This window comes from Ensifer adhaerens, from assembly GCF_000697965.2.
Lineage (GTDB): Bacteria > Pseudomonadota > Alphaproteobacteria > Rhizobiales > Rhizobiaceae > Ensifer > Ensifer adhaerens.
Genome location: NZ_CP015880.1, coordinates 766,882 through 789,283, shown reverse-complemented (window position 1 = coordinate 789,283; position 22,402 = coordinate 766,882). Strand labels below are relative to the sequence as shown.

The window sequence follows — 22,402 nt, the reverse complement described above, 5'->3', positions numbered from 1 at the left end:
GGAGAGCCCGGCCGGCTACGCCTTAGGTCAGCGGTGTCCAGCTGCCGTCCGGGTTGCGGCAGGCAGCACCCCGCGCCGTCTTCGGCTGTCCCTTGACGGTAACCGTGTGGCTATACTGGCGGCAGTTCTGCGACCCGACCTGATAGGGAGCGGCTGCAACGACCGAACCGTTGACGCCGCGCCCGTCCCAGGTCACCGGCTGCCCACCGGGGGCCGCTTCAAGTGCGCGGTATTCCGCTTCCAGAGCGCGCTGACGGTCGGATGTCCCGATGTCGAGATCGGTGAGACGCGCGATCACCCCACCCTGGAGTGCCGCGATGTAATTGGTCGAGGTGGCACCACGCGTTGCCGTCGAGCCGAGGCCGGCGGCCGCGCCCTTGCTGCCCGTCGTGCCGCATCCGGCAAGCGCGACGGCCGAGGCGATCACAACGATCCTGCCGCCGACGACAATAGCCCGTGTCATTTCTGCCTGGTTCCTCATGATCCGCGACACTCAATCATCCTATCCGAAGCCGCATTCTTAAGCTCGTTCCATTCGAGCACGATGACGACTAGTCCTTGATTTTCTTTTGGCATTCCCCGCGTGCCGAGGCAACGGCGAGCCCTGCGGGTGTGACATTTTCAAGCACGGGTGTGACCCCTAAATCACGATGGATTCGCAAGCGAGCGACGCCGGAACCACGCATTTCCTCATCACCCTCTAAACGGCCGCCGGCAAAACCAGTTCCGCACGCAACCCTCCCTCGTCCCGTCGTGACAGGGTGATGGTGCCCTGATACTCCCGGACGATCTCGCTGACGATCGAAAGACCGAGCCCGGTTCCGGGCTTGCTTTCGTCGAGCCGCTTGCCGCGCTTCATCGCCACTGCGATCTGGTCGGGATTGAGCCCCGGCCCGTCGTCGTCGATGTCGAGAACGATCCACTGCCGGCCGGGCTCCTTGGCATGAACCTCGCTCGGTGCCGGCCTGACATTCAGCCACACCTCGCCACGGGCGTGGCGGGCGGCATTTTCGAGCAGGTTGCCAACGGTCTCCTCGACGTCCTGCAGCTCCATGGCAAGAACCAGTCCCGGCGGGTTGATCGACAGATGGACCTGCTTTTCCGGATTGAGCTTGCGCATGACGCGCACGAGGCGTTCGAGCGCCGGCTGCGCTTCGGTCCGCGCCAGCACGGACTCGCGCTGCGCCGCAATCCGGGCGCGGCTCAGATAGGATTGAACCTGGGTCTGCATTGCATCGACCTGAGTGCGCACCAACTCGCCATGCGATGCCTCGAGCACCCGGGCCTCGTTGAGCAGGACCGCGATCGGTGTCTTCAGCGAATGGGCAAGATTGCCGACCTGCATGCGGGCGCGCTCGACGATGCGGCGGTTGCTGTCGATCAGGGCATTGACCTCGTTGGCGAGCGGCTGGATCTCACGCGGGAAAGCGCCGTCCAACCGTTCGCTTTCGCCGGCGCGGATCTTCTCCATCGAGCGCCGGACCTCATCGAGCGGCCTCAGGCCGAAGAGAATGGTGAGCGCGTTGACCCCGAGCCCTCCCAGACCGAAGATGGAGAGCGCGATCGTCAGGTTGCGGGTGAAGCGGTTGATATCGGCCTCGAGCACGTCGCGGTTGCCCGCCACGCGAAAGCGCGCCGTATGGCCCTGGATGTCGAGAACGACCTCGGTCTCGGAGACCTCGACCTCGTTCCCGAAGGGATCCTTGGTGGTGTAGAAGCGAACATAGCCGGTATCGAACGGCACCTCGTCGACGCTGGCGATCGGTAGCTTGCCGTTGCCGAGCGAGGTCGAGATCAGGGGCGGCGTATCGAACTCGCCGATCGGATCGACGATCCAGTACCAACCGGTCTGCGGCTGCGAAAACCGGAGGTCGCCAAGCTGCGGACTGCCCGACAGCACCGTCCTCTCGTTGACGGAGATCGAGTTGACGACGTTGAAGAGCTGGGCGCGCAGCAGGTCTTTGAAACCGCGCTCGGAGCCCTGGCGATAAAGCTCGGAAATCACCACGCCGATCACGACGAGAGCCACCACCGCCCAGACGGTGGAGACCACCAGAACGCGTGCGGTGAGCGATCTAATTGCCATTGCCCGGCGCTTGCATTCGGTATCCGAGACCGCGCACCGTTTCGATCAGATCGTTGCCGATCTTCTTGCGCAGCCGGCCGATGAACACTTCGATCGTATTGGAATCGCGATCGAAATCCTGATCGTACATATGCTCGACCAATTCTGTGCGCGAAACGACCTGGCCCATGTGGTGCATGAGATAGGAGAGCAGCCGGAACTCGTGCGACGTCAGCTTCAATGCGACGCCATCGACCGTTGCCTTGGAACCCTTGGTGTCGAGGCGGACCGGGCCGCAGACGATCTCCGAGCTCGCATGGCCGGCGGCGCGCCGGATCAGGGCGCGGATGCGGGCAAGAACTTCTTCGACGTGGAAGGGCTTGGCAACATAGTCGTCGGCGCCGGCATCGATGCCAGCCACCTTGTCGCTCCAGCGATCACGCGCCGTCAGGATCAGGACCGGCATGGTCTTGCCGTCGCCGCGCCATTTCTCAAGCACGGTGATGCCGTCCATTTCCGGCAGGCCGATATCGAGGATCACGGCATCATAGGGCTCGGCGTCGCCGAGATAGTGCCCCTCCTCGCCATCATAGGCCTGGTCAACGACGTAGCCGGCCTCCTTCAGCACCTCGGCGAGCTGCCGGTTCAGGTTGGCGTCGTCCTCGACAATCAGAATGCGCATCCGTCTTTACTTCCTCTCGCGGCCATCCTGCTGCATGCTTCGCCAAATCTGGCTGATTTAAGGATAAGAACATGCAGCCATTCAAAGTGCTACAGCGACCTTCGTACGCCAGATACGGCACGCGGCGCTGCAGGGATAGCCTACATCGGCACCTTGACGGTGACCTTCTTCGGCCTACCGCCATTGCCAGGAACAAGCACGGTGATCACGCACTGGCCATCGGACGTCGGCTGTGCCGACAGCAACTCGCCACCAGTGTCGGCAACGACCTGCGCTGCAGCCGCGCTGCAATCGCCGGACACACGAACGACAATATCCGACGGCACGCTGATCGCAGGCGGGCTGAAGCCGGCGAGGCCTGCAGCAAGCGCGGCTATGATCACTGGTGAAGACATGAACGCACTTTCGACTTGGGAAGCATCATGGCAGAAGCAATAACCGAACGAGGCTGAATGGCAAATGAATGTCGGCCATTTGGACCGGCAGGCACTACCGGGAAACGCATTACCTTCCCCGAATTCCGACCTTAGATTGCGGCGATTCTTCCCTGGTGGAAACCCGCATTGCTCATTCTCTTGCCAAGCCATAGCCGCTTCCTGCGACAGTTTTAGCGACGCAATCACGCGAGGAACACGGCCCGAAACCCAAGGCGGCCCGACGACGCCGGACAACGGTCAGCTTTCGTTAAGCATGTTTCGTTAGCATCTCTTCGCCGGCATGCGCTAACGCGAAAGAGCCCGTTCCCGATCAAGCGCGGCATGGCTGCGCACGCATTTTCTCGATTCTTTTGAATCCTTTGGCGGCTGTCGCTCGCAGCGTGAATCAAACATCTCAGAAACTGATTCAGGTCCGTCGGCGCCGCTCCCGAACAAGGCTCAGCCATCGTGTCCTTCGAACCAGTCGACGCAATCCGTCATGGCGGCACCGATCACGCCGCAGCACCGTTCTCTCTTAATAGAGAGCCGCGAAACGGCTGGCCCTTTGCCGCAATCTATGCGCGCAAATTACTTCAAAAGTAGCTGCAACTTAAACCTGTTGACGTCCGGACGCGATGCGTGCTGTGTATAAACGAAAAATTAATCGATTTAAAGATTTTTCAATCGTTTAAATGATTTAAGCCACTGATTTACAAAGCCTTTGCGATGTGAAATTGTCCGCCACACCTTACATCATGAAACCGTCACAGAACCCGGGAGGATCGCATGCAGACGCTCGCAAACAACCAGCCCGCATCTCAGCAGTCCAAAGTACCGCAATCGTTGCTCGACCGTTTCGAGAGCGAATGGCGTGAGATGCGCGCCGCGAGCGAGGCAACGCCGAAGCCGGTCGCACCGGCCGAATGAGGCCCGCCAGAGTGGCGCGCCTAGGCGTCACCGGCCCTTCATATCCATAGACTGTCGTCGGACAGCGCCTGTTTAAGGCGTTTTTCGACATTCCGTAGCGAACCGGCGGTGAGCCTACCACCGCCGGTCGCGGCGTTTCCGGCCCTATGCCGCAGGTGATCGACCACTGACCGCAAAAGCCATAAAGGCAGCCCGATCAGGCTCCGCCAGCGCCCTTCTCGAGCCCGCGCTTCAAGGACACCCCTTGCAATTTTTGTAGTGATTTTCAGCCTTTTTGCCATTCGGCAAAAGCATGTTAATCTTTCTTCATGCTGACGGAAGAGATCGAAAGACTCGCGCTGAGCCTGCCTGGAACGGAGGAAAATGCGCATTTCGGAACGCGAGATTTCCGCGTTGGGAAGCGTATTTTCATGAGCCTGCCGGAAGCCGGGCGCGCCGTTTTCAAGTTCACACCGGATCAGCAGCGCATGCTTCTGGAGATGGAACCCGGCGTCTGCGCCGCGGTGCCCGGCGGCTGGGGCGACCGTGGCTGGACCTCGCTCTATTTCGTCCAGGCCGACGAGGATCTCGTGCGGCAGTCGATGGAGACGGCGTGGCGCAACGTTGCGCCGAAGAGCCTCGTCAAGAAGAACGGCGGCAGCCATTAGAGGCGTCGCGGGCGACACACTGCCAAAACGATTCCGCCGCCTCGACTAACCCCTTGTCACTCCACGTTTTCCTGCCCCACTTCCAGCGGCCAGGTGACGAGATAATCCTCATAGTCGTCGACGTCGATGCCGTCTTCCGCAACGGTGCGGCCGCGGACGGAAATGCCCGCGGCGTGAACCGTTTCCGGATCGGCCGAAATCAACGGATGCCACCAGTAGAGATCGCGCCCTTCAGCCACCAGCCGGTAGCCGCAGGTCGGCGGCAGCCAGGTGATCTCGCGCACGGCCTTCGGCGTCAGCTGGATGCAGTCGGGCACGGTCGCCTGGCGGTTGGGATAGTCCTTGCAGCGACAGCTTTCGCCGTCGAGAAGCGTGCAGCGGATCGAGGTCCAGGCGATCTCGCCGGTGTCCCAATCCTCGAGCTTGTTGAGACAACAGAGGCCGCAGCCGTCACAGAGGCTTTCCCACTCGGTATCGGTCATGTCTTCAAGGCTTTTCGCCTTCCAGAAAGGCATTTCGCCCATCGTCATCACACTTTCGTCAAATCGCTCGCGATACAGAAATTTCGCAGAAAATTGCCGGTTTTTTAAGGCCGGCGGCGCGATATGCAAGTAGATTGGAATTTGACGCCGTGCAAATATTACATGGCGCCGGCATGATGCCGTAGAGCCTTCAGGTGGTTGAGACCGTGCGGGAACCGAGGAAAGACGATAATCGGCCGAAGAAACGGCACATCTTTCTCAGGATCGACTCCTGGATCGATTCCTCAGTCTGGAATGCCGGTTTCAAGCTGGGGCAATGGTGGGAAGACACTACCATCTTCTTCCGCCGCTTCCGCGCGACGGGCTGGAAAAAAGCCGTCTTCGAGGTGCTCGGCGAAGGCATGAACTGGGGCACTGTCGGTTCGGTGCTGATGCTGGCGCTCGCCCTTCCGGCCTTCGAGGAAACCAAGGGCAACTGGCGTGCCCAGAGCGATTTCGCCGTCACCTTCCTCGATCGTTACGGCAACGAGATCGGCCATCGTGGCATCATCCACGAAGATTCCGTACCGATCGACGAGCTGCCCGATCATCTGATCAAGGCGGTGCTGGCGACCGAAGACCGGCGCTTCTTCGACCATTGGGGCATCGACTTCCTCGGCCTTGCCCGCGCCATGACCGAAAATGCACGCGCCGGTGGAGTCGTCCAGGGCGGTTCGACACTGACGCAGCAGCTCGCCAAGAACCTCTTTCTGTCGAACGAGCGGACGATCGAGCGCAAGATCAAGGAAGCTTTCCTCGCCGTCTGGCTCGAATGCAACCTGTCGAAGAAGGAAATCCTCCGGCTCTATCTCGACCGCGCCTATATGGGCGGCGGCACCTTCGGTGCGGCAGCCGCGGCGCAGTTCTATTTCGGCAAGTCGATCACCGACGTGAGCCTTGCCGAGTCGGCGATGCTTGCCGGCCTCTTCAAGGCGCCAGCCCGCTACGCCCCGCACGTCAACCTGCCGGCCGCACGCGGACGCGCCAACGAGGTTCTGACCAACCTCGTCCAGGGCGGCCTGATGACCGAAGGCCAGGTGATCGCCGCACGCCTCAACCCGGCGACGGTCATCGACCGCGCCCAGGTGAAGGCGCCCGACTTCTTCCTCGACTGGGCTTTCGACGAAGTCCAGCGCATCGCCCGCCCCTTCGCGCAGCACTCGCTGATCGTGCGCACCACGATCGATATGGGCCTGCAGAATGCCGCTGAAGATTCAGTGGAATCGAGCCTGCGCCAATATGGCGAGAGCTTCCGCGTGAAGCAGGGTGCGCTGGTGATGGTCGAAAACGGCGGCGCCGTGCGGGCCATGGTCGGCGGCCGCGATTATGGCGAGAGCCAGTTCAACCGTGCGACACGAGCTCTGCGTCAACCGGGCTCTTCCTTCAAGGTCTATACCTACGCGGCAGCGATGGAAAAGGGCATGACGCCGGAAACGGTTGTCGTCGACGCGCCGATCACCTGGCGCGGATGGTCGCCACAGAATTATGGCCGCAGCTATGCCGGCCGCATCACCATCCTGACGGCCATCGCCAAGTCGATCAACACCATTCCCGTGCGCCTCGCCAAGGACAAGCTCGGCACTGACTTGATCGCCCAGACGGCCAAGGACATGGGCATCGAGACGCCGATCCGCACCGACAAGACCATGCCGCTCGGCACCTCGGAAGTAACCGTGCTCGACCAGGCGACGGCGTACGCGGTCTTCCCGGCCGGTGGCATGCAGTCACGCCGGCACGGGATCAGCCAGGTCCTCAACTATGACGGCGACATTCTCTACGATTTCGGACGCGACGAGCCGCCGGCGCGGCGCATCCTCTCCGAAACCGCCAATACGTCGATGAACTCCATGCTGACGCAGATCCCGGTCATCGGTACGGCGCGCAAGGCTGCGCTCGATAACGGCATCGTCGTCGGCGGCAAAACCGGCACAACACAGGCCTATCGCGACGCCTGGTTCGTGGGCTTCACCGGCGACTATACGACCGCGGTCTGGTTCGGCAACGACGACTACACCTCGACCAACAACATGACCGGCGGCTCGTTGCCGGCGATGACCTTCAAGCGGCTGATGGACTACGCCGAACAGGGCATCGAACACCGGACGATCCCGGGGATCACCGCGCCGACGGCGCCGGCGAAGCAGCCGCCGCAGGTGGCAACCGCGAAGCCGGACGAAAACGCGTTGCCGCCGCTGGTGCGGCCGCGCTCGCTTTCGACCGATGTCACCCGGCTGCTGCGCAGCATCGGCGAGACCTTCGAAAAGGCCCCCGCACTGAAGGCGCCCGAGAAGGCCGGCGGCAAGCTTGCCTCTCTCGGCGCGGATGAAGAATCACGGTCCGCACAGGCGACACCCGATGCCGCCAGCAACTGACGTTTCGGGCATGTCCACTCTTCTTCCGCTTCGCGAGTGCGGTGTCGGGTTCGGGACCGGCGATGCGGTCGCCGTTGCGCCGGGCGCGGATTTCGGCGACATAGGGTGTCAACGCGGCGGTGCTACGCTGCAGGACCATATCCGGTAGAGTCGCCCTTGTTTCGAATCCCCTTCCTCGTCGCGCTTACCCTTGCCATCGCCTTCGGCGGCGGCATCGCCTCGGCGGTATGGGCGTTGAAAGCGACCGTCGGCTTCGGCTCGATCGCGATCGGCCCCTGGGTCGCCTTTCCCGAGGCGCAGACGGCCAATGCCGACCCCTATGCCAAGGCACATCGGGCGCGCGCCGGCGAATTGCTCTATGGCGGCGCCGAAGGGCTGATGTTCAGTGCCCAGGTCGATAGCAAGGGCGAGAAGCTTCAGGCGGCCTGCTCCTATGATGTTGCGGGGCTGACACCGCAGGCCCGCTTCTGGACGCTTTACGCCGCAAATGCCGAAGGCCTGCCACTGAGGCCCGGCTCCGACCTCCCCTCGGCGCTCAATTCCTGGAGCGTTCTGCGTGGCGAAAACAGCAACTTCAGCATCCATGTGTCGCCGAATGCGAAGCCCGACAACTGGCTGGCCGTGCGCCACTCGGGCACGTTCCGGCTGGTGCTGACGCTGCTCGATACGCCGACGGCCGGCTCGTCCGGCCTGATCGATCTCGCCATGCCGGTTATCACCAAGACGGGTTGCGGCGATGCGTAGCGTGCTCTTCGCCACAATTCTCGGTCTGGTCGGCGCCGCCCTGCTGCACATCATCATCGTGCTGGCGCTGCCGCAGTTCACCGGCCGTGATGCCTATACCCGCATCCTCGGGCTTTTGGAGATGGACAGTTTCTTTGCGCTGACCAGCACACCAGGGCCGACTGGCCTTGCCAATGACGATCCTTATCTGAGAACCGCGGTCTGCAGCTTCTCGATCTCGGATGGACCGGCGCGTTTCCTCGCCAGCGGCAACGTGCCGTTCTGGTCGCTCGCCGTCTTCGACGGCAATTCGAACGAGGTCTTCAGCATGAACGACCACACGGCGGTCAACGGCAAACTGGACCTTGTCGTCGCAACGCCAATCCAGTTGGTCGAGTTGCGAAAATCTCCGCCACAGGCGCTTGCACAATCGATCATGGTCGAGATGAAGGAACAGGATGGCTTTGCCGTGCTGAGAGCGATGGCGCCGGTCGACAGCTTTGAAGAGCAGGTCCGGAACTTCCTTGCGGAATCGACCTGCGAACCGTTCCGTCGCTAGACCATCCGCTATGGTCGTCGAGCAACAGGGGCAAGCTAAGAAAATCCACGCCGAGATGCGCGGCGATGATTCGATGCCGCGTCGGGCGCAGCAGTGCATGGGGGATGAGCCCGCAGAACCGGGCAAGGACAGTGTCTTGAACGCGACCGTTTCGGTCGCCTAATACGCAGGAGTGCCGCGGCTCATTGCTTCTTGATGCGGCGTCCGTCTGGCGCTGTCGGCTGCGGGTCGCGATCGAGGCGCTCGTAGCGGATGCCGGTGAACAGCAGCACTTTCGCTCCACCCGAAATGGCCGGAGGCCGGTGCGGAGGTATACGAACCTTGCGGTCCTGAATTCTGATAACGTCTGCCATGCTCGTCTCCACAAAGTCTTGAGACGGATGAACTACCGTACAGATTTCACCCTGCCCTTCTCGGGCCAGCGCATTTTCCCAGATCTTTCCTGGACAGGCGCGCCTTTCTCGTTTGCTCCTTCTTCCGGTCGCCCGGATGTTGCTGTCCTGGTTCACGACGCGACCCGATGATACCGGGTCCACTTCGATTGAGCCACAGGTTGGTTAACAGATTACTAATAAACGATCTGCAACCCCAACCTGCGTTCAGTATGTCTGTCAAACGGCCCCGGCGATGTATCCAAGGTAACAACGGCAATCCGGGCGAAGACCCGCCTCGCCGCTAGCGCCGGGACATCAAACCGAACAGGAACGACACGCCCGCAACGGCAACCAGGGTCGACAGAGGCTCGTCGCGCACACGCTCGCGCACGCGCTCAGCCAGAAGATCCGCCTCGCCCTGCACAACCGCTTTCGTGCTCGTTCCGATCGCCGTGACCGCTTCCGTCAGGCGGGCGATTTCCGCGCGCAGCTCGGCGATCTGTGCGTCGACCTCGGCGCGGGCGTCCGATTCGGCTTCACTCACGGCAACTTTTTCCACCGCTTGCAGTTTCTTTTCGACCATTACAACGCTCCCTTGTCTGCGCGGGCTCAACGCGCCGGCTGGCGTTTGGTTCCGCCAAAAACCGTTGAAAGCAGGTTCGCGAAACGCAAAACGGGCGACCAGGGCCGCCCGTTTTTTTCCATCAGACAAGGCGCGCCGACGCCCCGTGTGCGGATCAGTTCTCGCAGTAGGGATCGTCGATCTGGCAGCGAACCATCGGAGCCGGACGGGCGCGCTCATAGACGGTGCCGTCGTCCTGCCGCACGCGCACGCCGTCGTCGCGGCGTTCCCAATCACGCCGATCCTCGCGTTCTGTCCGCTGACGGCGCCATTCGTCGTCGCGCCACTTGTCCTCGTCGCGCTGCCGGCGCTCCCAGTCGCGCTGATTGCTGCGCCGCTCACGCTCCCAGTCACGGCGCTCGCGCTCGCGCTGCCGCTCCCAATCGCGGCTATCACGCCGGTCATCGACCCAATCCGGTCCGCGGCGCCAGCGATCGCGTTCACGATAGAAATCGCGGCCGCGGTAGTTGCGGTCCCAATAGTTGTCGAACTGGAAGACAACCGTCGGAATGCCGAGCGGGCGATAATAACGCGGTTCGACATAGACGCGGTTGCGGCGATAGTCGGCCTGGACATAACGGCCGGCAACCCAGCCACGGCCGCCGTAGAACGACACGTCGCACCACGGCAGATCCGCAAGGCAGCCATGGATTTCGACTGATTCGCCCACCGGGATCATCGACACCGCCGGGTAGCGCGTGCTCGGACCGGAGCGCATGTTGACGTTGGCGGTAGCAAAGCCCTCGGCAGCCTGCGCAATCGCCGGAGCCACAAGGAGCGCGCAGACCGCCGCTGCGCGCAGAATAAATTTCTTCACAGTTCCATATCTCCCATGGAGAGGCCCCTCTTCACACGGCCCCCAACGTCGGCGGGCGTCCGGGCCCTTCACCGTCGCCGCGATAACTCATGACAGCATGTGGATTTTTTATGGCTACGGCCGCGGATGTCCCCGAGATTTGCCGTGCCGGCGCGGCGATCCGTAGGCGCTCCGCCCGCCCTGGGTGTGCCGCAAGCCTGAATAAAGCTCCAACATCCATAGTTAACAGTACGCTAACGCTTTTCTTCTAATTTTTGCGACGTGTGCCGTTCCGGATCGCCGGCAATGGCGATCATGTTTTGCGTGCAGGGAATTATCGTGACGGATCGCTTTCGTGAGTTGGAAAGGCCACAGACTGGCCGCTTGAAGGACGTCGTCCTGATGGCGACCGTCACCGGTTTCGAAAACCTGCGTTTTCCCCGCAAGTCCGACATGAAGCAATTTGCCGAACTGTTCGAGCCGCTCTTCCTTGGTTCCAGCAACGAAGCCCGCCGGCAGGCTGCAGCCGCCCTTTCGCAATGCCAGCAAGTTCCAGAGACAGTCGCAGCGCTGATCGGCGGTATGCCGATCGCCATCGCGGCAATTTTCCTGACCCGTTCGAAGGCGATCGCGGACCGGACGCTGATAACGATCATCCGTGAGCGCGGGCCGGAACATGCCGCCGCCATTGGCCGCCGCCCGAACCTCTCTCCGCTCGTCGTCGATGCGCTCGTCGAACATCACAACCCGCCGGGACTGGCAGCGCGCAGCAGCGCCGTGAAAGCGGCAGCAGCAGAGCAAGCGAGCCAGGAAGACGAAGCCGCTTCATTGCGTACAGCGCGCGAAGAGGCGCTTCGCCGCGAGATCAAGGCGCTCGCTGGCGCCCGTCCGCAAAATATTCCACAGACGCCGTCGTCCGCGACGATGACAGACGTACATGCCGCTCTGCTCGTGCGTTTTGCGAGGAGCGGCGAAATCATCCTGTTCTCGCGTGTCCTCGGTCAGGCGCTCGGCACCAGGGATGCGCAGGTCGAGCGCATCCTGCTCGATATTTCCGGACAGCTGCTGGCAACGAGCCTGGTCGCACTCGACGTCGATGTGGCCGATGCCGGCTTCGTGCTTCAGGCCCTCTATCCACATCTTCGCGAGCCCTTTGGCGAAACCAGCCATGCCGGCGCCTTGATTGGCGCCATGGACCGCACCGCCTGTCGCGCGCAGCTCGATGCCTGGCTCGAGGCGGAAGCCGAAGACGCGGCGCCCGCGGCAAGGCACGAAGCCTATTTTGCCGAAAATACTGCAAACGACACGCGCCACGTCGGCCCGCGCAAAGTTGCAGCAACGTCCGTCAACGGCCAGCCGCAGCGACTATTTGGCCGCCGCCGCAGCTGACACATGCTGCCGTTCACGCGGGCATGTCTCGCAACTTCAGCGATGGAGCCGACCTCCCCGCCCTAGAAAAGCTGCTTCATCGCGTCGATGATCCAGCTCCACTCGCGACCGGTCGGAGCCTGCGGCGCCTGCCCCTGCAACACCGCCATCAATTCCTGGTAACGCGCCGAACGGGCGTGGTGCTTGCGGTACTGTTCGAGCTGCCAATCCAGGAAAACCTGATCCGGAGCCCGCTTCATCGCCCTTGCCGACTGCGCCAGCCAGTCGGCAGCGATCTCTCTGCCGAGGGCCGACTGGGGCCCCAGGCCATGGTCGATCGCCGCTCTCACCCGCGCAAAGGTGGCATCGGCGGCTTGAGCGTAGGCGGCGGGATCGAACTCCTGCGTCCACAGGTCCGACATGTGGGCGCGCATCTCGGCGGCATAGGCCTTGTCCGACAGCATCTCCATCAGTTCCGCCCACGCGTCGACCTGTTCGGCTGTCGGGTCGTCCGGCAGGTCCGGCGTACCGGCATCCATCATTTTCGTCTTCCACGCCGCATCCATCGGCGCGCCGCCGGCGACGTCATCATAGAAACGCTCGAGCGCGGCACGAAATTCCGTCTTTGAAATCCTGGTCACGGTCCACAATCTCCTGAGATCCGTTGGGGAGGGTTCATGGATCCTCAAAGCCATTCTCAAGGCCGTGGCGATCCGGCGCTTTGACCGGATTTCCGTTTCGAGCGTTCGAAGCCGCAAAGCCAGAACGTCGGTAAACGAGGTTCGGTTGGCCAGGATCTTGCGGATGTCCGCGAGGCTCACGCCCGCTTCACGCAGGGCAAGAACGAGGTCCAGCCGCGCCAGGTCGGCCCCGGAATACATGCGGTAACCGCTCTCCGTCCGTGTGGACGGTGGCAGCAACCCCTTGTCCGAGTAAAACCGAAGCCGCCTGACCGGTACGCCGCTCAGCTTCGAAACTTCGCCTATCGAAAAGATTTGATCGTCCATAAACGCGTCCTACGGCCTCCACCAAGTGGAGAGTCAAGCAGGTCGGCGCATTCGGCAAGACGGCGTCAGGGCCGGCCTTTTCCATCTTCGGCAACGACCTCGAACAGATCGCCGCGGTCGTCCAGCTCGATCTCCACGATCCAGCAATCCGGATCGAAGCGGATCTCGCTTGCAAGCGCCGCGTCGACCTGCTCGGCGTCGCTGTCGCTGAGCCGCACTTCGAACTTGCGGCCGAGATCAATCTCGTCGGCGAAGAAATTCTGCGGCGCCGGGGCAAAGAGCGTCTCGGTGCCCAAACGCGTCCGCTGGCGAATGAAGATCGCGCCGGCGTCCTCTGCTCCCTTGCGCAGCACCGCGGCATAGCCGCCAAGCGAAAACGCACGACGCAGCAGGGACGAGACGAAGATGTGGGACTTCAGGCGCATGGGAGGCTGATACACGCGCGGAGCGAAGGAGGCAAACCACAGCTGAGCGACGACAGGCGCGTGGCGTGCATTAAATGCGTCAGAGCGCGCCGATTTCCTTGAGCTTCTTCAGCACCTGGGGATTGGGTTCGCCGGTCTGTGGCAGGCGGTAGTGCTTTTCGAAGTGGCGAATGGCTGCCCGCGTCTGTTCTCCGGCAACACCGTCGACCGCCACGTCCGCATAGGCGAGGTTGCTGAGACCCTTCTGGATGTTCAGCACCAGTTCGCTCGATACCGGAATTTCCGCGCGCGGAACGAAGGTGCTTTCCTTCTCGGCCGAGCGGATGGCCGCAGCGACCGGATCGATTTCCACGCCCCCGCCCTTCGTTTCGGAAAGCGGCCGTCCAGCCGGAACCGCGGCGGCCTTTTCAGCCGGTGCAGACTTCAAGGCCTGCAGCAGCTCGACGCTCGCCGCGCCGGTTCCCGTGCGACCCGCCCGCTCCTCGAACCTCAGGATCGCGGCTGCCGTGCGCGGACCGCTCCGTCCATCCGGCGCGCCGTCATAAAGGCCGATCCGGCCCAATTCCTTCTGGATCTCGGAGACAAGCTTCGACTGCGCCGGATCCGGCACGCTCGCGACCCGTTCGGGCGACGGCTTTTCCGACGCGACGTCCGCGGAGGCAGACGCGATCACATCCTCGACGTTTTCAGCCTTTGCCTCACCCTCGCGCTCGATAACGAAGGTGGTCACCTTTCGCGGCTCGATCTCCTCGCCCTTGGCGATGGCGATTCGCTGCGCCGTTTCGGCGCTGACGAGCGGGACGCGGGTGCGCAACAGCGGCGACGGGTGCGTGCCGTGCTGATACCACATGGCATTGGCCGCAACGAAGGAGAACACGACGAGGAAGGCGGCCGAGCCACCAGACACCAACGGATGGCGCGCCATCAGACGACCGGCAAGCCCAGCACCCCGTCCGGCAAGGACCAGCCCGCGCACGGCCAGGCCGGGCGTTTGCCGCGCAACCTTTTTCCGGTCAGGCTGTTTTCGCTTGCGCGGTGCCATATCCCCGTTCCTCGTTCAAGCTTTTCCCCTCGAACCGCCCCCCTTCGGCGGCCGGGGCGACATCACAATCCTTCAGGCGCGGTGGAAATTCCACCGTCACCGGCGTACGCGCTTCTTCCTGCTCCGCGCAGGCGATACCGGAGCCATCACGCGGCAGCGTGACGACGATGACGGTACCCTCGCCTTCGCGGCTACGGATGGAAAGCTCTCCGCCGTGCAACGCAACCAGACCCTTGACCAGCGAGAGGCCAAGGCCGGTGCCTTCGTAGCGGCGAGTATAATCGTTCTGGATCTGGACAAAAGGTTGACCAAGCAGCGCCAGCTTGTCGGCCGCAATCCCGATGCCGGTATCGCTGACGGAAAGCTTCAGCATCGCGCCGTCGGCCTCCGCATCGATCGTGACGACGCCGCCCTGATCGGTGAACTTGATGGCATTGCCGACCAGATTGATGAGGATCTGCTGGAAGGCGCGCTGGTCTGCGTTGATCTCGCCGATGCCGCGGGTGATGCGGCTTGCAAGCTTCACGCCCTTTTCCGTGGCCTGGTGCGACAACATCGCCTCGCAGGCGGAAACGGCTTCGGCCACACCGAAGGGCTCGGGCATCAGCTCGTAGCGACCGGCTTCGATCTTGCTCATGTCGAGCATGGTGTTGACGACGGAAAGCAGGTGCTCGCCGGACTTATGGATCAGGCCCACATATTCGCGCTGGCGATCGTTCTCGAGCTTGCCGAAATACTCGCCGGCAAGCACGTCGGAAAAGCCGAGAATGGCATTGAGCGGCGTGCGCAGTTCATGGCTGACGGCGGCAAGGAAGCGCGTCTTGGCATCGTTTGCCGATACCGCCTCGGCTGTTCTGGCCGCAGCTTCGGCGCGCAGGCCCGCTTCTTGCGAGACATCACGCGACTGAGCGAGGATCGCGACCAGCCGGCCATTGTCGTCGCGCAGCGGCGCCAGCTCACAGGACATATAGACAAACTGTTCGCCTTCGATCGGCAGCGTGCGCCGCTCGATGCGGATGTCGACCGTCGCCCGGTCGCCGCCCTGGCGAAGAATGTCGATCGCGCTCAGGAAGGTGATGCGATCGGATATGTGGATCTGCTCGATGAAACCCCGGCCCGCTGGATCGCGCATCAGGGTCAGATGCTCGGCCGCGTCGCGGCCGTGCACGGAAAGCACGTTGCCGCGCAGATCATGCACAGTCACCAGACCCGCAAAGAGGTCATAGGCGGCAGACAGATCCGGAACGACCGGCTCCAATGGCGGTGCCACATCTTCCGGCGCGCGGCCGCGAACAATCGCGCCGGCAGCCGCAAGCAGCGAGGCCGAGGCCCAAAGAGCGGTGCCCAAAGGAAGAGCCGAAGACACGGGCATGGCGAGCGACAGGGCAAGCGGCACCACCGGCAGGGCCGTCAGGGAAACCGCTGCCAGCGTGCGCAAACGCTTCGCATGGCGGAGATCGGCCGGCGAAGACGCCTCACGACGGGGAAGCCACAGGGCCGCGACCTCGTCCACACGGGACGTCCATCTGCCAGCCATGTTACGCAATACGCTCACGCTTTACCCTGCTACATTTGTTGTTCTTGCGAGGCCGACGCTCTCTGTTTTCACGACCCTTTGGATCGAGACTCAAGCCGCCTCGTGACATGTCGGAATCTCGCATCCCCGGCTTAATGAAAGAATAAACGCGGCCGTGCCGGAACCGTGCGAAACGGTCGAAAAATCCCGTTTTGAGCCAAATCGGGCGACCTTCATTTCTTGTGGTTAATGGGGCGTAAGCAACGGATTTCTGTGCATTTTCTGCACTGTGTTAACGATTGTGGCGCGGCTTTTGGCGTGCGATTGCCGCTGCGTTCGGGGTTGCCGCGCCCGGCTCTGCCACGAACCTTAACGGCGAACGCTAAAATGCGACACAAATGCCCTGCAAATCGCCGGACACCGGCATTTCATTAAAATTTGAAGCAAATGCCGCTCGATTTCGAAAAGCCGTCTTGTGATTCCCGCCGTAATGTCGATCTCAACAAGGGGCCGGGCACCAAGAGAACGCCGGCAGGCTCCAAGGATTAGAAGGTGGCGTGAACGGGTATCAGGGGATACCACGGCGCTGCGGGATGTCGAAGGTGCAAAAGCCGGCTACAAGACTGGCGGGCCGCGGCAGCCGAACGAAGGATGGGCAGAACATGTGGTTTCTCATCAAGGCGACATTCTGGTTTTCGCTGGTACTGGTGTTGCTGCCGTTCCTCGACCCTTCGAGCGCGCAGAAACTCGAACACGCCCCGAAAGTAGAACTCGGCGACACCTTCTCTGCTGCCAATGAGGCGTTCCAATACATCAGCGCCATCTGCATCCAGAAGCCGGATGTCTGCCAGAAGGGTGCCGAAACCTTCGTTGCCCTCGGCCACCGAGCCCGCGAAGGCGCCCGCATCGCCTACGAATTCCTCGACACACAGTTTGCCGAAACCGATGCCACGACGCCGGATGCCAAGGTGACGACCGGTACGGTCACGCCGGCTGCCGACGTGGCAGCTCCGGCGAGCGAGGTCAGCACCCTCGACGCCGAACCCGTCTTCAAGCGCACCCCGGTTCCGGAAAAGCGCCTCGACCCCAAGGCTGCCGTTATCCAGTGACCGCGCCGCATCCTGCACATTCCTGACTTACTGCCTGACTTGCCGTCCCGTTGCGGCCGCCGCGAGGATCCCATCCCCTCGCGGCGTTTTCTTTTTTGCACCCGCAACCGCTGATTTTCTCGCCGCACAGCCACACGCAAGCCCTGCCTGCTTAGGTCCGCCGCACCGACGGCTGGAGGCAGACAATGCAGATTTATGGGCTTTTCTCGAACGCCAGCGTGACACGCCCGGCGGCGTCCGGCGCCGCCCCCGGCGCAGTTGGCGAAAGCAAGAGCCCTGCCTCGACCGCCCTGCTTCTTGGCCGCGATGACGAAAGTGCTGCGAACCGCGCCGCTGCCGCTAAAAAGAAGCTCGACGAAGTCAAGGAGCAGCTCCGCATGCTCCGGTTCTTCGCATCGGACCCGGAAACGCTTGCAAGGCTCGCCAAGCAGCTTGCACAACAGCTCGGCACGGCCGCCCAGCAGCTGGCCGACGCCGGCGGCGGGGGAGCGGCAAGCGGCGTCGCATCCGCCTCGGCCGCAGCCGTGCTTGCCGATGCCGGCACCGTGCAGGCAGATGCGTCCAGCGCGCAAACCGATGCCCCCGTGGCCGGCGGTGAGGCTGAGCCCTCTTCGGAACGGACAAGCTTTGCCGAGCGTGCCTATCGCGAATTCGGCGGGGATGACGGCGGCTCCGATCCCCTGGCGAAGGTGGCAGCCGAACTCAAATCCGTTGCCGAACAAGTGAAGCAACTGCTGCGCAAGGCGGAGCAGGAATTACGCGCCAAGGGATCCGGCCGCGATGCGGATGAGGCCCGGACCGCCGGCCAGTCGCTTTCGGCCGCCACCGGCAATATCGAGGGCGCTGGCGGCAACGTGACCTTTTCAATCAGTATCCCGACAAGCATCTCGGTCTGACCAAGAGATAGGTGCTCCGCATCCGTCGTATATTTGCCGGTTCTCAATGGCTCTGCCATCGCCTATATGAAGGCTGAAAGCCCGAGCGCGTGAAAGCGGCGGGCAAGAACAGGAATGAAAGTGTTCGCGGCAAGGACCGGCGAGCCTATAATCTCCCGACGAATGGACCGGACCATGACGACGCTCGACCAGATCATCGACGATTTCGCCTTTCTTGAAGAATGGGAGGATCGCTATCGCTATGTGATCGAGCTCGGCAAAGCGCTGCCGGAAATGCCCGAGGCCAAGCGCACGCAGGAAAACAAGGTTCAGGGTTGTGCCAGCCAAGTCTGGCTCGTCACCAATGCGGCCGGCAATCCCGAGGATCCCGTCCTTAATTTCGAGGGCGAGTCCGACGCCCATATCGTGCGCGGGCTCGTCGCCATCGTGCTTGCCATCTACTCCGGCAAACATGCCTCCGACATCGCCCGGATCGATGCGATCGACACCTTCGGCAAGATCGGCCTGATCGAGCATCTGTCGACCCAGCGCGCCAACGGTCTGCGCTCGATGATCCGCCGCATCAAGAACGAGGCGGAGCTTCGCCTGGCGGCTTGAACAGCGCGGGGCCGGACGCACGACCTTCTCCATTGCCATCGAAACACAAAGGCCGGACACTCTGGTCCGGCCTTTGTGAACATGCCCATATCCGTCATGCGCGGGGCAATTGGGCCCGCGGGACGACCAGTCTTACTTGCCGCGACGCTTGCGGCGCTGGCCGAGACCCATTTCCTTGGCGAGGCGCGAACGTGCTTCCGCATAGGCGGGCGCGACCATCGGGTAATCGGTCGGCAGGTCCCACTTCTCGCGGTATTCTTCCGGCGACAGATTGTGGTGGGTCATCAGGTGGCGCTTCAGCGACTTGAAGGTGCCGCCGCATTCGAGGCAGGTGATCTGGTCGTCCTGAACGGACTTGCGGACCGATACGGCCGGCTTCGGCTTTTCGACGGGGATGACGACCGGCGCGGGAGCCGCCGTGTTGTTCAGCGCCGAATGCACATCTGCGATCAGCGTGGAAAGCTCGGCGACCGGAACCACATGATTGCTGACGTAAGCGGCAACGATTTCCGCCGTCAGCTCAACCAGAAGTTCATGGCTCGCGCCAAGCGCTGTTTCAGTCATTTCTTTCTCCTATCGGACTTAAGCACAACCCGAAACGGCGTTTCGGGGGAGGAACGCTTGCAAGAGCCGTCAGGAAGCCTTGGCTGCCTTGGGATGGACCATCAACGCGGCAAGGAGAAACACCGGCCGCGATATCAAGAGCTGGAATTTGATTACAAAACCTGCTGCCGAGTCACCGGTGACGACCGAACTCTCAAAGCAACAATCAGCATTCACAACTCAAGCTGGAATTTCAGATCAAAGTATTTTCCACGACGACACTTTACATTTACTCGATTAACATCGATGCGCGAAAAATCCAAACATAAATTTAGCGACACTTAGCAAGTTTATCTCCAAATTGCTAAAATGGCCACACTCGATCGTAATGTTCTGAAATACAGTTTCAGAACTGTCGTCGATCAGTCGCGACGCGGCTCTTCCTTTTGCGGAAGCTGATCTATGACAGACAGCTTTGTCAGCCTGTAACCTACCTGATGTGCGGCTTTTGCCAGGAGATGAGCCGAGATCGGCGCAGTCAGAACGAAGAAAAAGAAGCCTGCGAGCGCGCGAATCAAGATGGCTGGATCGAGAGAATGCACGCCTGCGGCCAGAAGCAACAGGCCCGATCCGATCGTGCCGGCCTTGGAGGCCGCATGCATGCGCGTATAGAGATCGGGGAAACGGATGATGCCGATCGCCGCCAGCAGCGAAAAGATCGCGCCGACAACCAACAGAACGGCGACCAGCAGGGTGACGGCAATCTCGAGGACCGGGCTCATCGGCGCGCCCCCTTGCGCTTGCGCTGCGTCGATTTGCCTCTCGTCGCCGACGCGCGTTTGACCTGCACTCCGCCCCCTTCGACAGCCGCCCTCTCCGGCGACAGGCCGCGCGCGAGGACGAAGCGGGCAAAGGCGACCGTTGCCAGGAAACCGACAAGGCCGAGCGCGATGGCTATGTCGATGTAAAGGTTGAAGCCGGTGCGGATGGCAACGACAGCGATGAGGCCGATGGCGATCGCCACCAGCATATCGAGGCCGAGCACCCGATCCGGCAATGTCGGGCCGCGGATGATGCGCCAGACCGTTATCAGAAGCGCTGCGGACAGGACGACAAACGCAAAGCCGGTGGCAAGGGCGAGAATCTGCGCCGACAGGGTCATTCGAAAGCCTCCTTGATCCGGCGCTCGAAGCCATTGGCGATATCGCGCCTGAGGCCACCCGGATCGGCGCAGTCGAGCGCATGAACATAGAGCGTGCGGCGGTCGTCGGAGACGTCGACCGACAGCGTTCCCGGCGTCAGCGTGATGAGATTGGCCAGCAGCGCGATTTCGAAGTCGCTCTTGACCGTCAGCGGATAGGCGAAGATGCCGGGCTTCAACACCATCTTCGGCTGAATGACCAGCAAGGCGACCTTGGTCGCCGAAATTGCCAGTTCCTTGAAGAACAGCGCCGTCAGCAGGAAAAGCTTGATCGGGCGCACAGGGTAGGCAACCGGCTGAAGCTCGCGCCGGATGAGAAAGAGCGACAGTGCTCCGACGGCAAAACCGAGGATCAGGTTGGCCGGCGAGAAGCTGGCGCTGATGGCGCCCCAGATCGCCGTGAACACGAGATTGATGGTCAGGAACTTGGTCACGGGGCACCTCCCGGGAAGACCGAGTCCAGGTAGGCCGACGGCTCGGAAAGGCCCGCCGCTGCACTCTGAACCATGGCAAGCAACGGCTCCGGATAAAGACCGATCGCGAGCGCCAGCACAGTCAAGGCTGCAAGCGGCAGAAGTGCCGTCGGCGCGATCGTCGCAGACGCAGCGCCGCCCTCACCAGAGGCCGCATCACGCCAATAGGCGAGCAGGAAGAAGCGGCCGGTGACGATGGTCGTCAGGAAGCCGGTCAGAAGCAGGACCGCCGCCAGCCACCAGGCGCCGATATCGAGCGCCGCCTTGACCAGCATCACCTTGGGCCAGAAGCCGGAGAACGGCGGCAGGCCGGAGACGGCGAAGGCAAGCATGAGCGTCAGCGCCGCGAAACCGGCATGGCGGCGATAGAGGCCCGCCAGAGAGACAAGCGAGAAGCTGCCGCCGAGCCTCGCCGCGACACCGGACGCGAGATAAAGCGCGGTCATGACGAGCATCGAATGCAGCGCGTAGAAGATCGCGCCGCCGATGCCGCCCGGGCCGCCGACAGCGACACCCGCAAGGATCGAGCCGATGCCGGAGACGACGAGATAGCCGAGCATGCGGCGGAAATCCGTCTGCGCCAACGCGCCCAGAACGCCGACGAGCATCGTCAGCGCGCCGGCAATGGCGATGACGAAGCTCAGTTCTTCGCGCTCGACCGGCAGCAGCATGACGGTAACGCGGATCAAGGCGTAGATCCCGACCTTGGTAAGCAGACCGGCAAAGAGCGCCGACACGACCACGCGCGGCGTATGATAGGACGCCGGCAGCCAGAAGTTCACCGGAAAGGCAGCAGCCTTCATGCCGAAGGCAAGCACGAACAGCGCCGTCAGCGTCATCAGCGGCGCCGTACCCGCGAGCCCCTCGGCCTTGCGGGCAATGTCGGCCATGTTGAGCGTGCCGAAGCTCGCATAGAGATAGCCGGTCGTGATCAGGAACAGGGTCGTCGCGACCAGGTTGAGGAAGCCGTATTTCACCGCTCCGTCGATCTGTTCGCGTTCGGAGCCGAGCACGATCAGGCCGAAGGACGAGATCAGCAACACCTCGAACCAGACATAGAGATTGAAGATATCGCCGGTCAGAAAGGCGCCGGAGACGCCGGCCATCAGCAGCATCAGGAACGGATAGAAGCCGTAGCGCCGGCCGCTGTCGTTGATGTCGGCGAGCGAATAGATGCCGCCGGCAAGCGCCACGACGGAGGCCGTCAAAGCAAAGAGCGCGCCGGTCAGGTCGACGGTGAAGGCGATGCCGAAAGGCGGCAGCCAGCGCCCCATGACCATCGTTACCGGTCCGCTTGCAAGGACATGGCGAAGTAGGAGCGCGTCGATGATGACGAGCCCGGCCAGGCCGGCAACCGCGATGTAGGGATGCCAATCAATTTTCCGGCGCAGCATCACGAGCAGCGCGCCGATTGCGAGGCACCAGGCAACTGGCAGGATGACCAGCCAGTCGGCAGACGCGACGGGCTCGAGCACGAGCGCGGCGGAGAGATCTGCGGGGGGAGAGGTTGTAGCGGCCATG

General features: G+C 62.4%; 26 protein-coding genes. 9 read left to right on the top strand and 17 right to left on the bottom strand.

Features of this window, described 5'->3' with window-relative positions:
* Nucleotides 1-22 precede the first annotated feature (22 nt).
* The 4 genes from FA04_RS03765 to FA04_RS03750 form a co-directional block, all read right to left on the bottom strand.
* Nucleotides 23-463 (bottom strand): membrane protein, encoded by a 441-nt coding sequence (locus tag FA04_RS03765; protein ID WP_034789364.1) that lies wholly within the window; start codon nt 461-463, stop codon nt 23-25.
* 237 nt (nt 464-700) lie between these two features.
* Nucleotides 701-2,086: an ATP-binding protein gene (locus FA04_RS03760; protein ID WP_034789363.1), complete on the bottom strand. Its 1,386-nt coding sequence runs from the start codon at nt 2,084-2,086 to the stop codon at nt 701-703.
* The gene (gene feuP / locus FA04_RS03755) at nt 2,076-2,747 is read right to left on the bottom strand and encodes a two-component system response regulator FeuP (RefSeq protein ID WP_034789361.1); all 672 of its coding nucleotides are present in this window, start codon (nt 2,745-2,747) and stop codon (nt 2,076-2,078) included. Before feuP ends, FA04_RS03760 begins: the two co-directional genes overlap by 11 nt.
* 140 nt (nt 2,748-2,887) lie before the next feature.
* On the bottom strand, nt 2,888-3,142 hold the full coding sequence (locus tag FA04_RS03750) for a hypothetical protein (protein ID WP_034789359.1): 255 nt from the start codon (nt 3,140-3,142) through the stop codon (nt 2,888-2,890).
* A gap of 807 nt (nt 3,143-3,949) precedes the next feature.
* Between FA04_RS03750 and FA04_RS35555 the strand changes: the two genes are divergently transcribed.
* Complete coding sequence (locus FA04_RS35555; protein WP_164475066.1) at nt 3,950-4,090, top strand: hypothetical protein; 141 nt, start codon at nt 3,950-3,952, stop codon at nt 4,088-4,090.
* A gap of 308 nt (nt 4,091-4,398) precedes the next feature.
* Entirely contained in the window at nt 4,399-4,737 is a 339-nt protein-coding gene (locus FA04_RS03745) for an MmcQ/YjbR family DNA-binding protein (protein ID WP_034789357.1), read from the top strand.
* A 56-nt stretch (nt 4,738-4,793) separates the two neighbouring features.
* Here the strand turns inward: FA04_RS03745 and FA04_RS03740 are convergent, their stop codons facing one another.
* The gene (locus FA04_RS03740; protein ID WP_034789489.1) at nt 4,794-5,261 is read right to left on the bottom strand and encodes a YcgN family cysteine cluster protein; all 468 of its coding nucleotides are present in this window, start codon (nt 5,259-5,261) and stop codon (nt 4,794-4,796) included.
* Nucleotides 5,262-5,413: 152 nt separating this feature from the next.
* On the opposite strand from FA04_RS03740, the gene FA04_RS03735 reads away from it, so the two are divergent.
* The 3 genes from FA04_RS03735 (at nt 5,414) to FA04_RS03725 (ending at nt 8,912) form a co-directional block, all read left to right on the top strand.
* Nucleotides 5,414-7,630, top strand: a complete 2,217-nt coding sequence (locus FA04_RS03735) for a transglycosylase domain-containing protein (protein WP_060644838.1) — start codon at nt 5,414-5,416, stop codon at nt 7,628-7,630.
* A 156-nt stretch (nt 7,631-7,786) separates the two neighbouring features.
* Entirely contained in the window at nt 7,787-8,374 is a 588-nt protein-coding gene (locus FA04_RS03730) for a DUF1214 domain-containing protein (RefSeq protein ID WP_034789353.1), read from the top strand.
* Nucleotides 8,367-8,912 (top strand): DUF1254 domain-containing protein, encoded by a 546-nt coding sequence (locus tag FA04_RS03725; protein WP_034789350.1) that lies wholly within the window; start codon nt 8,367-8,369, stop codon nt 8,910-8,912. Before FA04_RS03730 ends, FA04_RS03725 begins: the two co-directional genes overlap by 8 nt.
* A gap of 182 nt (nt 8,913-9,094) precedes the next feature.
* On the opposite strand, the gene FA04_RS35550 is transcribed toward FA04_RS03725, so the two are convergent.
* From FA04_RS35550 to FA04_RS03715, 3 genes are all read right to left on the bottom strand, one after another.
* Nucleotides 9,095-9,265, bottom strand: a complete 171-nt coding sequence (locus tag FA04_RS35550) for a hypothetical protein (RefSeq protein WP_164475067.1) — start codon at nt 9,263-9,265, stop codon at nt 9,095-9,097.
* A gap of 322 nt (nt 9,266-9,587) precedes the next feature.
* A complete protein-coding gene (locus FA04_RS03720; RefSeq protein WP_034789348.1) occupies nt 9,588-9,869 on the bottom strand; it encodes a hypothetical protein in 282 nt (93 codons plus the stop codon).
* 154 nt (nt 9,870-10,023) lie between these two features.
* Nucleotides 10,024-10,725, bottom strand: a complete 702-nt coding sequence (locus tag FA04_RS03715; protein WP_051659161.1) for an SH3 domain-containing protein — start codon at nt 10,723-10,725, stop codon at nt 10,024-10,026.
* Between the two features lie 294 nt (nt 10,726-11,019).
* Between FA04_RS03715 and FA04_RS03710 the strand changes: the two genes are divergently transcribed.
* On the top strand, nt 11,020-12,093 hold the full coding sequence (locus FA04_RS03710; RefSeq protein WP_034789485.1) for a DUF2336 domain-containing protein: 1,074 nt from the start codon (nt 11,020-11,022) through the stop codon (nt 12,091-12,093).
* 62 nt (nt 12,094-12,155) lie between these two features.
* Here the strand turns inward: FA04_RS03710 and FA04_RS03705 are convergent, their stop codons facing one another.
* From FA04_RS03705 to FA04_RS03690, 4 genes are all read right to left on the bottom strand, one after another.
* The gene (locus FA04_RS03705) at nt 12,156-13,079 is read right to left on the bottom strand and encodes a MerR family transcriptional regulator (RefSeq protein WP_034789346.1); all 924 of its coding nucleotides are present in this window, start codon (nt 13,077-13,079) and stop codon (nt 12,156-12,158) included.
* A gap of 65 nt (nt 13,080-13,144) precedes the next feature.
* Nucleotides 13,145-13,504 (bottom strand): DUF1491 family protein, encoded by a 360-nt coding sequence (locus FA04_RS03700; RefSeq protein ID WP_034789344.1) that lies wholly within the window; start codon nt 13,502-13,504, stop codon nt 13,145-13,147.
* Nucleotides 13,505-13,583: 79 nt separating this feature from the next.
* A complete protein-coding gene (locus FA04_RS03695) occupies nt 13,584-14,546 on the bottom strand; it encodes a peptidoglycan-binding domain-containing protein (protein WP_034789342.1) in 963 nt (320 codons plus the stop codon).
* A complete protein-coding gene (locus FA04_RS03690; protein WP_082572955.1) occupies nt 14,518-16,083 on the bottom strand; it encodes a sensor histidine kinase in 1,566 nt (521 codons plus the stop codon). Before FA04_RS03690 ends, FA04_RS03695 begins: the two co-directional genes overlap by 29 nt.
* Before the next feature lie 641 nt (nt 16,084-16,724).
* Between FA04_RS03690 and FA04_RS03685 the strand changes: the two genes are divergently transcribed.
* The 3 genes from FA04_RS03685 (at nt 16,725) to FA04_RS03675 (ending at nt 18,664) form a co-directional block, all read left to right on the top strand.
* Nucleotides 16,725-17,171 carry a DUF5330 domain-containing protein gene (locus FA04_RS03685; RefSeq protein ID WP_034789484.1) on the top strand — a complete coding sequence of 149 codons (447 nt, stop codon included), beginning with the start codon at nt 16,725-16,727 and terminating at the stop codon, nt 17,169-17,171.
* Nucleotides 17,172-17,356: 185 nt separating this feature from the next.
* On the top strand, nt 17,357-18,067 hold the full coding sequence (locus tag FA04_RS03680) for a hypothetical protein (protein WP_034789338.1): 711 nt from the start codon (nt 17,357-17,359) through the stop codon (nt 18,065-18,067).
* A 174-nt stretch (nt 18,068-18,241) separates the two neighbouring features.
* Complete coding sequence (locus FA04_RS03675; protein ID WP_034789482.1) at nt 18,242-18,664, top strand: SufE family protein; 423 nt, start codon at nt 18,242-18,244, stop codon at nt 18,662-18,664.
* A gap of 132 nt (nt 18,665-18,796) precedes the next feature.
* On the opposite strand, the gene mucR is transcribed toward FA04_RS03675, so the two are convergent.
* From mucR to FA04_RS03650, 5 genes are all read right to left on the bottom strand, one after another.
* Nucleotides 18,797-19,228 (bottom strand): exopolysaccharide biosynthesis transcriptional regulator MucR, encoded by a 432-nt coding sequence (mucR, locus tag FA04_RS03670; protein ID WP_034789336.1) that lies wholly within the window; start codon nt 19,226-19,228, stop codon nt 18,797-18,799.
* Nucleotides 19,229-19,629: 401 nt separating this feature from the next.
* Complete coding sequence (gene mnhG, locus FA04_RS03665) at nt 19,630-19,989, bottom strand: monovalent cation/H(+) antiporter subunit G (protein ID WP_034789334.1); 360 nt, start codon at nt 19,987-19,989, stop codon at nt 19,630-19,632.
* The gene (locus FA04_RS03660) at nt 19,986-20,369 is read right to left on the bottom strand and encodes a cation:proton antiporter (protein ID WP_034789332.1); all 384 of its coding nucleotides are present in this window, start codon (nt 20,367-20,369) and stop codon (nt 19,986-19,988) included. Before FA04_RS03660 ends, mnhG begins: the two co-directional genes overlap by 4 nt.
* Complete coding sequence (locus FA04_RS03655; RefSeq protein WP_034789330.1) at nt 20,366-20,842, bottom strand: Na+/H+ antiporter subunit E; 477 nt, start codon at nt 20,840-20,842, stop codon at nt 20,366-20,368. The genes FA04_RS03660 and FA04_RS03655 overlap by 4 nt, the downstream gene beginning before the upstream one ends.
* Nucleotides 20,839-22,401, bottom strand: a complete 1,563-nt coding sequence (locus tag FA04_RS03650; RefSeq protein ID WP_034789329.1) for a Na+/H+ antiporter subunit D — start codon at nt 22,399-22,401, stop codon at nt 20,839-20,841. The genes FA04_RS03655 and FA04_RS03650 overlap by 4 nt, the downstream gene beginning before the upstream one ends.
* Nucleotide 22,402: the final 1 nt, after the last annotated feature.

Excerpts from the sequence above, each read along its gene's own strand:
- FA04_RS03765 (WP_034789364.1), bottom strand. The coding sequence starts at position 463 with ATGACACGGGCTATTGTCGTCGGCGGCAGGATCGTTGTGATCGCCTCG.
- FA04_RS03760 (WP_034789363.1), bottom strand. The coding sequence starts at position 2,086 with ATGGCAATTAGATCGCTCACCGCACGCGTTCTGGTGGTCTCCACCGTC.
- feuP (WP_034789361.1), bottom strand. The coding sequence starts at position 2,747 with ATGCGCATTCTGATTGTCGAGGACGACGCCAACCTGAACCGGCAGCTC.
- FA04_RS03750 (WP_034789359.1), bottom strand. The coding sequence starts at position 3,142 with ATGTCTTCACCAGTGATCATAGCCGCGCTTGCTGCAGGCCTCGCCGGC.
- FA04_RS35555 (WP_164475066.1), top strand. The coding sequence starts at position 3,950 with ATGCAGACGCTCGCAAACAACCAGCCCGCATCTCAGCAGTCCAAAGTA.
- FA04_RS03745 (WP_034789357.1), top strand. The coding sequence starts at position 4,399 with ATGCTGACGGAAGAGATCGAAAGACTCGCGCTGAGCCTGCCTGGAACG.
- FA04_RS03740 (WP_034789489.1), bottom strand. The coding sequence starts at position 5,261 with ATGGGCGAAATGCCTTTCTGGAAGGCGAAAAGCCTTGAAGACATGACC.
- FA04_RS03725 (WP_034789350.1), top strand. The coding sequence starts at position 8,367 with ATGCGTAGCGTGCTCTTCGCCACAATTCTCGGTCTGGTCGGCGCCGCC.
- FA04_RS35550 (WP_164475067.1), bottom strand. The coding sequence starts at position 9,265 with ATGGCAGACGTTATCAGAATTCAGGACCGCAAGGTTCGTATACCTCCG.
- FA04_RS03720 (WP_034789348.1), bottom strand. The coding sequence starts at position 9,869 with ATGGTCGAAAAGAAACTGCAAGCGGTGGAAAAAGTTGCCGTGAGTGAA.
- FA04_RS03710 (WP_034789485.1), top strand. The coding sequence starts at position 11,020 with ATGTTTTGCGTGCAGGGAATTATCGTGACGGATCGCTTTCGTGAGTTG.
- FA04_RS03705 (WP_034789346.1), bottom strand. The coding sequence starts at position 13,079 with ATGGACGATCAAATCTTTTCGATAGGCGAAGTTTCGAAGCTGAGCGGC.
- FA04_RS03700 (WP_034789344.1), bottom strand. The coding sequence starts at position 13,504 with ATGCGCCTGAAGTCCCACATCTTCGTCTCGTCCCTGCTGCGTCGTGCG.
- FA04_RS03695 (WP_034789342.1), bottom strand. The coding sequence starts at position 14,546 with ATGGCACCGCGCAAGCGAAAACAGCCTGACCGGAAAAAGGTTGCGCGG.
- FA04_RS03690 (WP_082572955.1), bottom strand. The coding sequence starts at position 16,083 with ATGGCTGGCAGATGGACGTCCCGTGTGGACGAGGTCGCGGCCCTGTGG.
- FA04_RS03685 (WP_034789484.1), top strand. The coding sequence starts at position 16,725 with ATGTGGTTTCTCATCAAGGCGACATTCTGGTTTTCGCTGGTACTGGTG.
- FA04_RS03680 (WP_034789338.1), top strand. The coding sequence starts at position 17,357 with ATGCAGATTTATGGGCTTTTCTCGAACGCCAGCGTGACACGCCCGGCG.
- FA04_RS03675 (WP_034789482.1), top strand. The coding sequence starts at position 18,242 with ATGACGACGCTCGACCAGATCATCGACGATTTCGCCTTTCTTGAAGAA.
- mucR (WP_034789336.1), bottom strand. The coding sequence starts at position 19,228 with ATGACTGAAACAGCGCTTGGCGCGAGCCATGAACTTCTGGTTGAGCTG.
- mnhG (WP_034789334.1), bottom strand. The coding sequence starts at position 19,989 with ATGAGCCCGGTCCTCGAGATTGCCGTCACCCTGCTGGTCGCCGTTCTG.
- FA04_RS03660 (WP_034789332.1), bottom strand. The coding sequence starts at position 20,369 with ATGACCCTGTCGGCGCAGATTCTCGCCCTTGCCACCGGCTTTGCGTTT.
- FA04_RS03650 (WP_034789329.1), bottom strand. The coding sequence starts at position 22,401 with ATGGCCGCTACAACCTCTCCCCCCGCAGATCTCTCCGCCGCGCTCGTG.